Source organism: Marinimicrobium sp. UBA4509, assembly GCF_002388575.1.
Lineage (GTDB): Bacteria > Pseudomonadota > Gammaproteobacteria > Pseudomonadales > Cellvibrionaceae > Marinimicrobium > Marinimicrobium koreense.
On sequence record NZ_DGMV01000092.1, the window covers coordinates 13136 to 13434 of the forward strand.

Annotated in this window: 1 protein-coding gene; it reads right to left on the reverse strand. The window is 53.8% G+C overall.

Features of this window, described 5'->3' with window-relative positions:
- The coding region (locus B3520_RS17420) for a phosphate-starvation-inducible PsiE family protein (RefSeq protein ID WP_286876496.1) at window positions 1–299 on the reverse strand (299 nt) is incomplete at both ends.

Genomic DNA, 299 nt, shown 5'->3' on the forward strand with positions numbered 1-299 from the left:
TCACGCATGAGCCAATAGGTCAGCCCCAACGCCAGTACCGTCCCCGCCAGCACAGCCACTTTGGCAGGATCAACGTCGGGTTCTAGGATGATGAACTTGCGGGCCAGTGCCAGAATCGCGATCAGAATGACGGTCTTGACCTGGATGATGCTTTCCTTGCGCAAAGCCACTTTGACGATCGAATGCTTGAATTCCATCGCGATCAGGAGGGTCATGGTGGCACCGAATACCATCTGAAAAGCCTTATGATCCGTTGGATTCAGTGCATCCATGACGAGCAGCGTGAAGACGAGCCGAAT